Origin of the sequence: Paraplanobispora siamensis, from assembly GCF_016863175.1 — a bacterium.
GTDB classification, from domain to species: domain Bacteria; phylum Actinomycetota; class Actinomycetes; order Streptosporangiales; family Streptosporangiaceae; genus Planobispora; species Planobispora siamensis.
Genome location: NZ_BOOJ01000072.1, coordinates 61560 through 70226, shown reverse-complemented (window position 1 = coordinate 70226; position 8667 = coordinate 61560). Strand labels below are relative to the sequence as shown.

7 protein-coding genes are annotated in these 8667 nt (G+C 70.8%); 4 read left to right on the top strand and 3 right to left on the bottom strand.

Features of this window, described 5'->3' with window-relative positions; translation table 11 throughout:
- Positions 1-163: 163 nt before the first annotated feature.
- The 3 genes from argF (at position 164) to Psi01_RS37430 (ending at position 2613) form a co-directional block, all read left to right on the top strand.
- Entirely contained in the window at positions 164-1168 is a 1005-nt protein-coding gene (argF, locus tag Psi01_RS37440; RefSeq protein WP_204068914.1) for an ornithine carbamoyltransferase, read from the top strand.
- A 3-nt stretch (positions 1169-1171) separates the two neighbouring features.
- On the top strand, positions 1172-2107 hold the full coding sequence (gene arcC, locus Psi01_RS37435; RefSeq protein ID WP_204068913.1) for a carbamate kinase: 936 nt from the start codon (positions 1172-1174) through the stop codon (positions 2105-2107).
- 146 nt (positions 2108-2253) lie between these two features.
- Entirely contained in the window at positions 2254-2613 is a 360-nt protein-coding gene (locus tag Psi01_RS37430) for a GvpU-like protein (protein ID WP_204068912.1), read from the top strand.
- A 23-nt stretch (positions 2614-2636) separates the two neighbouring features.
- Here Psi01_RS37430 and Psi01_RS37425 read toward each other — a convergent pair whose 3' ends face one another.
- From Psi01_RS37425 to Psi01_RS37415, 3 genes are all read right to left on the bottom strand, one after another.
- Positions 2637-3818 carry an MFS transporter gene (locus tag Psi01_RS37425; protein WP_204068911.1) on the bottom strand — a complete coding sequence of 394 codons (1182 nt, stop codon included), beginning with the start codon at positions 3816-3818 and terminating at the stop codon, positions 2637-2639.
- A 149-nt stretch (positions 3819-3967) separates the two neighbouring features.
- Positions 3968-4741, bottom strand: a complete 774-nt coding sequence (locus Psi01_RS37420) for an SDR family NAD(P)-dependent oxidoreductase (RefSeq protein ID WP_239128314.1) — start codon at positions 4739-4741, stop codon at positions 3968-3970.
- A 14-nt stretch (positions 4742-4755) separates the two neighbouring features.
- Positions 4756-5238, bottom strand: a complete 483-nt coding sequence (locus Psi01_RS37415; RefSeq protein ID WP_239128313.1) for a MarR family winged helix-turn-helix transcriptional regulator — start codon at positions 5236-5238, stop codon at positions 4756-4758.
- A 114-nt stretch (positions 5239-5352) separates the two neighbouring features.
- Here Psi01_RS37415 and Psi01_RS37410 point away from each other — a divergent pair, with 114 nt between their 5' ends.
- Positions 5353-8631 carry an efflux RND transporter permease subunit gene (locus Psi01_RS37410; protein ID WP_204068908.1) on the top strand — a complete coding sequence of 1093 codons (3279 nt, stop codon included), beginning with the start codon at positions 5353-5355 and terminating at the stop codon, positions 8629-8631.
- Positions 8632-8667: the final 36 nt, after the last annotated feature.

Below are 8667 nucleotides of genomic sequence, written 5' to 3'. Positions count from 1 at the left end.
CCCCGCGTCCGAGCCGCACCAGGCCGGATGCGACCGCGTCCGAGCCGCACCCTCCGCCTGCCGGCACCCCCGTCACCCGCCCCGGCAGGCCCCCCTTCCGCATCTCTTCACGCATCCGATCCCGCGGCGATCCCGACGGGGTCCGCATCACGGAGCACACGACATGGCATTCAACCTGCGCAACCGCAGCTTCCTGAAGGAACTCGACTTCACCCCGGAGGAGTTCAAGTATCTGATCAAACTGGCCGCCGACCTCAAGGCCGCCAAGTACGCCGGCACCGAGCGGCAGCGGCTCAGGGGCAAGAACATCGCCCTGATCTTCGAGAAGACCTCCACCCGCACCCGCTGCGCCTTCGAGGTCGGCGCCTACGACCAGGGCGCGGGCGTCACCTACCTCGACCCGAGCGGCTCGCAGATGGGCCACAAGGAGTCGGTCAGGGACACCGCCCGGGTGCTGGGGCGGATGTACGACGGCATCGAGTTCCGCGGCCGCAAGCAGGCCCACGTCGAGGAGCTGGCCGCCTACTCCGGCGTGCCGGTCTGGAACGGCCTGACCGACGAGTGGCACCCCACGCAGATGCTCGCCGACATGCTCACCATGCAGGAGCACAGCGACAAGCCCCTGCACGAGGTGTCGTACGCCTACCTCGGCGACGCCCGCAACAACATGGGCAACTCGCTGCTGGTCACCGGCGCCATGCTCGGCATGGACGTGCGCCTGGTGGCGCCCCGGTCGCTGTGGCCCGACGAGGTCGCGGTCGTCAAGCCCGCCCTGGAGCTGGCCGAGACCACCGGCGCGCGCATCACCCTCACCGAGGACGTCGCCGAGGGCGTGCGGGGCGTCGACTTCCTCTACACCGACGTGTGGGTCTCCATGGGAGAGCCCAAGGAGGTGTGGGAGGAGCGCATCGGGCTGCTCATGCCGTACCAGGTGAACACCGCCCTGGTCGAGGCGACCGGGAACCCGGGCGTCAAGTTCATGCACTGCCTGCCGGCCTTCCACAACCGGGAGACCGCGGTCGGCGACGAGCTGTTCGTCAAGACCGGCCACGAGGCGCTGGAGGTGACCGAGGAGGTCTTCGAGTCCTCCCGCTCCATCGTCTTCGACCAGGCCGAGAACCGCCTGCACACCATCAAGGCCGTCATGGTCGCCACCCTGGGGGACTGAACGATGCGCGTACTGGTCGCCCTCGGGGGCAACGCGCTGCTGAGGCGGGGGCAGAAGCCCGACGCCGACCTGCAGCAGGACAACGTCAGCCTGGCCGCCGCCTCGCTGGCCGAACTGGCCCGGGAGCACGAGCTGATCATCACGCACGGCAACGGCCCGCAGGTCGGGGTCCTGGCGCTGGAGAGCGCCAGCGACCCCAATCTCACCAGGCCCTACCCGTTCGACACGCTCGGCGCCCAGACCCAGGGCATGATCGGCTACTGGATGCTCCAGGCCCTGCAGAACGCGCTGCCGGGACGTCAGGTCATCGCCATGATCAACCAGACGCTCGTCTCGGCGGTGGACCCGGCCTTCGACGACCCGACCAAGTTCGTCGGCCAGGTCTACGACCGGGACGAGGCCGAGAAGCTCGCCGCGGAGAACGGCTGGACGGTCAAGCCCGACGGGCCGTACTGGCGCAGGGTGGTGCCCTCGCCCCATCCGCAGCGGGTGGTGGAGACCCGGCTGATCCGGGGACTGATCCGCCAGGGCGTCGTGGTGGTCTGCGCGGGCGGCGGCGGCATCCCGGTCATCCGCAACGAGAAGGGCCGGCTGCAGGGCATCGAGGCGGTCATCGACAAGGACCTCACCGGGTCGATGCTCGCCGAGGCGCTCGAATGCGACGCCTTCCTGGTCCTGACCGACGTGCCACGGGTCATGCGGGACTTCGGCACCCCAGGGCAGCAGGAGATCGGCCACACGACCCCGCACGAGCTGCGCGGGCTGGACTTCCCCGCCGGGTCGATGGGGCCGAAGGTGGAGGCGGCCTGCCGGTTCGTGGAGACCACCGGCGACATGGCCGCCATCGGCAGGCTGGACCAGGCCCGGCAGATCCTGGAGGGTACGGCGGGCACCATCGTCACGCCCAACGCCACCTGGCCCCTGGCCAGCACGCTGTAGCCCGCCGGATCCCGGGGCGGCGTCCCGGGCGCGCGCGGTTCCCGGGAACGCACCGGTTCCCGGGGACCGGTGCGTTCCCGGGCCGCCGCCGGACGCCCCGGTATGGCCGTACGGATTCAAGCGATGACGTTGCGTAATATTCCTTCATGTCGAAACCAGATGCCGCACTCCAGACCCTCGTAGACGTCGTCACCCACACCCAGTCCGGGATCAGCATCACCGTGACGGTCAACGGCGCGCCCATCACCGGGATCCTCATCTCCGCTGAGGAGTTCGCCGCCAACGTCGCCCAGCAGATAAGCCGGGCACACGACCTCGTGTCCGAGGACGTCAAGGGATTCAACCTCCTCTTCGAGCACCTGGGTGAGGCCGCCCGCGGAGAGTTCATGCACCTGCGCAACGCGCATCTGACCGCGGGCGCCGAACTCCCCCAGGGGGAGGGCGGCTGGTGGCGCATCCGGATCGCCGACGTCAGCGGATGGTCCTGCGGCCACCTTCCACGCTGAGGCGGCCGGCCGGGGCGGCGGGGTCAGCGGGCCCGGCCGCCGGCGGGCTGGCGGGGCCGCAGCGCCCCCGCCGACAGGCCCATGAAGGCCGCCAGGGCGGCGGGGATGGCCAGCGCGCCGGGCAGGCCGACGAGTTCGGAGACGATGCCGATGATGGCCGGCCCGGCGACCAGGCCGCTGTAGCCGACGGTGGCGACCTGGGCGATGGCCTGCCCGGCCCGGGCGGGGTCGTGGTTGCCCGCGGCGGAGAAGACCTGGGGGACGATGGTGGCCAGGCCGAGGCCGAACAGGGCGAACCCCGCGATCGCGACGGGGACGTTGCCGATGATCAGCGCGGTGCCGAGACCGAGGGCGGCGACGGCGCCGGAGACGCGCACCAGCAGGACGGGCCCGTAGCGCAGGGCGAGGTGGTCGCCGGCGAAGCGGCCGACGGTCATGGCGGTGGAGAAGACGGCGAAGCCGAGGGCGGCGACGCTCTCGGAGGCGCCGAGGTCCTCGAAGAGATAGACGGAGGTCCAGTCGACGGCGGCGCCCTCGCCGACGAGGCCGGCGAAGGCGACGACGCCCATGAGGATGATCCAGCCGGTCCACGGAGTCCGGCCGGCGGGGGCGGAGGAGTCCTCCCGGGCCGCCTCCGCCCGGGGCAGCAGGTGACGCCCGGCGTACAGGGAGATGAGGGCCAGGGCCAGGCCGGTGGTCAGGAGGGTGACGCCGGCGCCGAGGCCGAGCAGCGCGAACAGGCCGCCGACGCCGGCGCCGATGAGGCCGCCGATGCTGAACATGCCGTGGAAGGAGGACATGATGGGGCGGCCGTAGCGGCGCTCGACCTCGACGCCGTGGGCGTTCATGGAGACGTCGAGGGAGGCGTTGACGACGCCGTACAGGAACAGGACGACGAGAAGGCTGACGAGATCGGGTGCGTAGCCGGCGGGGATGATGGCCAGGGCGGTGCCGATGCCGGCCGGGACGATCACGCGGGCGCCGCCGAAGTGGTCGGTCAGCCGGCCGGCGAAGCGCATGCCGACGATGAGGCCGACGGCGATGGCGAGCAGGGCGTAGCTGAGCTGACCGTCGGTGAGGCCGAGGCTGCTCTTGACCGCCGGGATGCGCGCGGCCCAGACGCCGGAGACGGTGCCGAGCAGGATGAAGAAGTAGGACACGGCTCGGCGGGCCCTGGCGGCCTGCTGGGTCGTGGCGGAACTCATTGGGCCCCCGAGGTCGATGATCAGCTCAGAATGGTCATTCAACCATCTAGCGGGCGAAAAGCCTTCAGCAGTCGAAAAGCCTTCAACGGCCGAAAAGCCCAACGGTCGAAAAAGCCTCCCGCCCGCGCGGGGAGAGCGCCCGGCGCCGCTCAGTGCACCGAGAAGCCGCCGTCGACGCAGATGGCCTGGCCGGTGATGTAGTCACCGGCCGGGGAGGCGAGCAGTACGGCCAGGCCCGCGAAGTCGGCCGGCAGGCCGTTGCGGCCGAGCATGGAACGGGCGGCCAGGGCCTCGACGCGGCCGGGGACGGCCTGGGCCGGTTCGGTCAGGGGCGTCAGGACGAAGCCCGGGATGATGGTGTTGCTGGTGACGCCGTGGGGGGACCACGCCTCGGCCTGGGAGCGGGACAGCCCGGTGATGGCGGCCTTGGATACGCCGTAGGCGCCGCTGTCGCCGAAGGCGGAGATGCTCTGCTGGGAGCCGATGTTGATGATGCGCCCCCAGCCGCGCGCGGCCATGCGGGGGCCGTAGTGCTGGCCCAGCAGATAGGGCGCGGTGATGTTGAGGGCCATGGTCTGCTCGTAGTCCTCGACGGTGAGGTCGGCCATGGGACGGCGGATGTTGTTGGCGGCGTCGTTGACGAGGATGTCGATGTCGCCGTGGTGGTCGGCGGCCTGGGCGCAGACGCGCTCGAGGTCGGCGCGCTCGCCGAGGTCGGCGCTGATGGAGGCGGCCTCGACGCCGTGCTCGCGCAGCCGCGCGGTGGCGGCCTCGAGCTGTCCCGGGCGGCGGGCGACGATGACGATGCGGGCGCCGGCGCGGCCGAGGGCCTCGGCGATGGCGTAGCCGATGCCGGAGCTGCCGCCGGTGACGAGGGCGGTACGGCCGGCCAGGGAGAACAGGTCGTCGAGATATCCAGACACGACCAGGGAACCTATCATCCCACCTTTGATTCCGGGGGATCTTCGTAAAGTTCGGTGGCCACGGCCTGCACGCGGTCCATGACGTCGCACAGGTCGCGCAGGAGCCGGGTGTCCAGGCGCTGCAGCAGCAGCCGGAAGTCGTCGATGCCCGACTCGGAGATCCGCTCCACGAGGGTGCGGCCCTCGGGGGTCAGCTCGACGCGGCGCACACGGCGGTCGTTGGGGTCCTCGCGCCGGGTGACGAGGCCGTGGCCGATGAGGCGGTCGACGATGCCGGTGACGGTGCCGAGCCCGACGCCCAGGTGCTGGGCGAGGTCCTGGCCCGAGGCCGATCCCCGTACCGACAGCAGGAGGACGACCTTCAGTTGGCGCATCGTCAGGTTGGAGTCGAGCAGGGGGGAGGACTGCTGACGGCTCTCCGCGAAGAAACGGCCCAGCTCGCGCTGTATCTGCCCGATCCGGTCGATCAGCCGGTCGCGTTCGTCGTCCACACTCACCTCTCGCTTCCTGAGAAGGTTATCAGGATTGTAAGGACGCATTAAATATTCGTGTAGGGCGAAGTGTTAGTCTGGGGCGAAATTTACTGTGACGTCCCTAGGAGTCCCGCCCTCATGACCGCCTTGGCCAGGTTGAGCCTCGCCAACCGCAGCCTCGTCATAATGATCGCGGTCGTGTTGAGCGCCTTCGGCGCCTTCGCGATCCCGTCGTTGAAACAACAGTTGCTCCCCTCGCTTTCGTTCCCGGGAGCCTTCGTGGTGGCCCCGTACATCGGCGCCTCCCCCGAGATCGTCGAGGACCAGGTCACCCGGCCGATCGAGAACAGCTTCCAGGGCATCGCGGGGGTCACCGAGGTGACGTCCACCTCCCGGGAGGGGATGTCGCAGGTCCAGGTGGCCTTCGAGTACGGCACCGACATCGAGGCCGCCGTCAGCAAGATGCAGCAGGCCGTCTCGCGCATCGACAACCAGCTGCCGGAGGGCGTGGAGCCGCAGGTCCTGGCCGGCGGCACCGACGACATCCCGGTGCTGGTGCTGGCGGTGGGCGACGCCGGCGACGCCCGGGCCACGGCCGACAAGCTGGAGCGGAGCGTCATCCCGGAGCTGAGGGCGGTCGAGGGCGTCCGCGAGGCGACGGTGACCGGCGTCCGCGAGGAGAACGTGATCATCACCCCGGATGCGGGGAAGCTCGCGGTGCGCGGCCTGCAGCCGACCGCGATCACCGACGCGCTCCGGGCCAACGGCCAGCCGATCCCGGCCGGCAGCCTGACCGAGGACTCGATGTCGCTGACCGTCCAGGTCGGCAGCCGGATCGGCTCGATCGAGGAACTGCGCGACCTCTATCTGACCCCGGCGGTGCCGGCCCAGGCCCAGCAGGGCCAGCCGGGTCAGGGCCGGCAGCCGGGCCAGGCCCAGCAGGGTCAGGCCCAGCAGGGTCAGGGACAGCAGACCCAGCAGGGTCAGGGACAGCAGACCCAGCGCCGCCAGGCGGCCCCCGAGCCGGTCAAGCTCGAGGACGTCGCCACGGTGGAGCGCGAGCCCGCCGACGCGACCACGCTGACCCGCACCAACGGCGAGCCCAGCCTGGGCATCTCGATCACGATGACGCCCGACGGCAACGCGGTGGCGATCTCGCACGCGGTCCAGGAGATGCGGGCCGACATCGTCCGCGCGGTCGGCGACGCCTCCGAGGTGACGGTCGTCTTCGACCAGGCGCCCTACGTGGAGCGCTCGATCGAGGACCTGACCACCGAGGGCCTGCTGGGCCTGGCCTTCGCGGTGCTGGTCATCCTGGTCTTCCTGCTGTCGGTGCGCTCGACGCTGGTGACGGCGGTGTCGATCCCGCTGTCGGTGGTGATCGCGCTGATCGCGCTGTGGCTGGGCGACTACTCGCTCAACCTGCTCACCCTGGGCGCGCTGACGATCGCGGTCGGGCGGGTGGTCGACGACTCGATCGTGGTGCTGGAGAACATCAAACGGCACATGGGGTACGGCGAGGCCAAACGCGACGCCGTACTGGCCGGTGTGCGCGAGGTGAGCGGCGCGGTGACGGCCTCGACGCTGACGACGGTGGCGGTGTTCGCGCCCATCGCGGTGGTCGGCGGCATGGTGGGGCAGCTGTTCGCGCCCTTCGCGATCACGGTGACGGTGGCGCTGCTGGCCTCGCTGCTGGTGTCGCTGACGGTGATCCCGGTGCTGGCCTACTGGTTCCTCAAGGCCCCGGTGCTCACCCCGGAGCAGGCGCGGGCGGTCCGCGAGGAGGCCGAGGCCAAGGAGCTGCGCAGCCCACTGCAGCGCGCCTACCTGCCGGTGCTGCGCTTCGCCACCCGGCGGCGCCTGGTGACGGTCCTGATCGGCATCGTGGTGTTCGTCGGCACGATGGGCCTGGCCGGGCGGCTGGAGACCAACTTCCTGGACTCCTCCGGGCAGGACACGATCTCGATCAGCCAGCGGATGCCGGTCGGCACCGACCTGGCCAGCACCGACGCCGCGGCCAAGAAGGTCGAGGAGGTGCTCGCCGACCTCGAGAGCGAGGGCGTGCAGTCCTACCAGGTCAACGTCGGCGGCGGTGGCGGCTTCCTGGGCGGCGCCACCGGCGGCGGCGGCGACCGCGCCTCCTACTCGGTGACGGTGGCCGAGGAGACCGACTCCACCGCGCTGGAGAGCACGCTGCGCGAGCGGCTGACCGCGCTGAAGGACGCCGGTGAGATCACCGTGGGCGGCGGCGGTGGCGGCGGCATGGGCGGCTCCGCCAACCAGCTCCAGGTGATCGTGCAGGCGCCGGACCTGGCGACGCTGGAGACGGCCGCCGAGACCGTGCGCGGCGCGATGGCCGGCCTGGACGGGCTGCGCGACGTCTCCTCCAACCTGGAGGCCAGCGCCGAGCGCATCCACGTCGAGGTGGACCGGGAGAAGGCCGCCGCCAGGGGACTCAGCGAGGCGGCGATCGGCCAGCTCGTCGCGCAGCGCTTCCGCGGCGCGCCGCTGGGCGAGATGACGCTGGACGGGCAGGCGGGCGATGTGATCCTGCGCAGCGGTGACGCGCCGGAGAACATCGACGACGTCCGCGAGCTGAAACTGCCGACCGCGGCCGGTCTGATCGAGCTGGCCGACGTGGCCGATGTGAAGAAGGTCGCCGGGCCCACGCAGGTGACCCGGATCGACGGTGAGCGCAGCGCCACGGTCTCGGGTACGGCCACCGCCAGCGACCTGGGCAGCGTGACGCAGGAGATGACGACGAAGCTGGAGGGCCTGACCCTGCCGGCCGGCGCCTCCTACACGATCGGCGGCGTCAGCGCCGACCAGGCCGAGGCGTTCGGCCAGCTCGGGCTGGCGATGCTGGCCGCGATCGCGATCGTCTTCATGATCATGGTGGCGACGTTCCGCAGCTTCGCCCAGCCGCTGATCCTGCTGGTGTCCATCCCGTTCGCGGCGACCGGCGCGATCGGCCTGCTGCTGCTGACGGACACGCCGCTGGGCGTTCCGGCCCTGATCGGCATGCTGATGCTGATCGGCATCGTGGTCACCAACGCGATCGTGCTGATCGATCTGATCAACCAGTACCGCGAGCAGGGCATGGGCATCGTGGACGCGGTGGTCGAGGGAGGACGCCGCCGCCTGCGGCCCATCCTGATGACCGCGGTCGCGACGATCTTCGCGCTGATCCCGATGGCCCTGGGCCTGACCGGGTCGGGCGGGTTCATCTCCCAGCCGCTGGCCATCGTGGTGATCGGCGGCCTGCTGTCCTCGACGCTGCTGACGCTGGTCCTGGTCCCGACCCTGTACGTGATGCTGGAGCGGACCAAGGAGCGCTTCCGCCGCAGGAAGAACGAGGGCCCCGAGCCCGAGGCGGAGGTCTCCGAGAAGGAGGAGCTGGCCAAGGCCGCCACGTAACCGGCCCTGTCTCCTCGATCGCCGTACGGCGGGCGC

Excerpts from the sequence above, each read along its gene's own strand:
- argF (WP_204068914.1), top strand. The coding sequence starts at position 164 with ATGGCATTCAACCTGCGCAACCGCAGCTTCCTGAAGGAACTCGACTTC.
- Psi01_RS37430 (WP_204068912.1), top strand. The coding sequence starts at position 2,254 with ATGTCGAAACCAGATGCCGCACTCCAGACCCTCGTAGACGTCGTCACC.
- Psi01_RS37425 (WP_204068911.1), bottom strand. The coding sequence starts at position 3,818 with ATGAGTTCCGCCACGACCCAGCAGGCCGCCAGGGCCCGCCGAGCCGTG.
- Psi01_RS37410 (WP_204068908.1), top strand. The coding sequence starts at position 5,353 with ATGACCGCCTTGGCCAGGTTGAGCCTCGCCAACCGCAGCCTCGTCATA.
- arcC (WP_204068913.1), top strand. The coding sequence starts at position 1,172 with ATGCGCGTACTGGTCGCCCTCGGGGGCAACGCGCTGCTGAGGCGGGGG.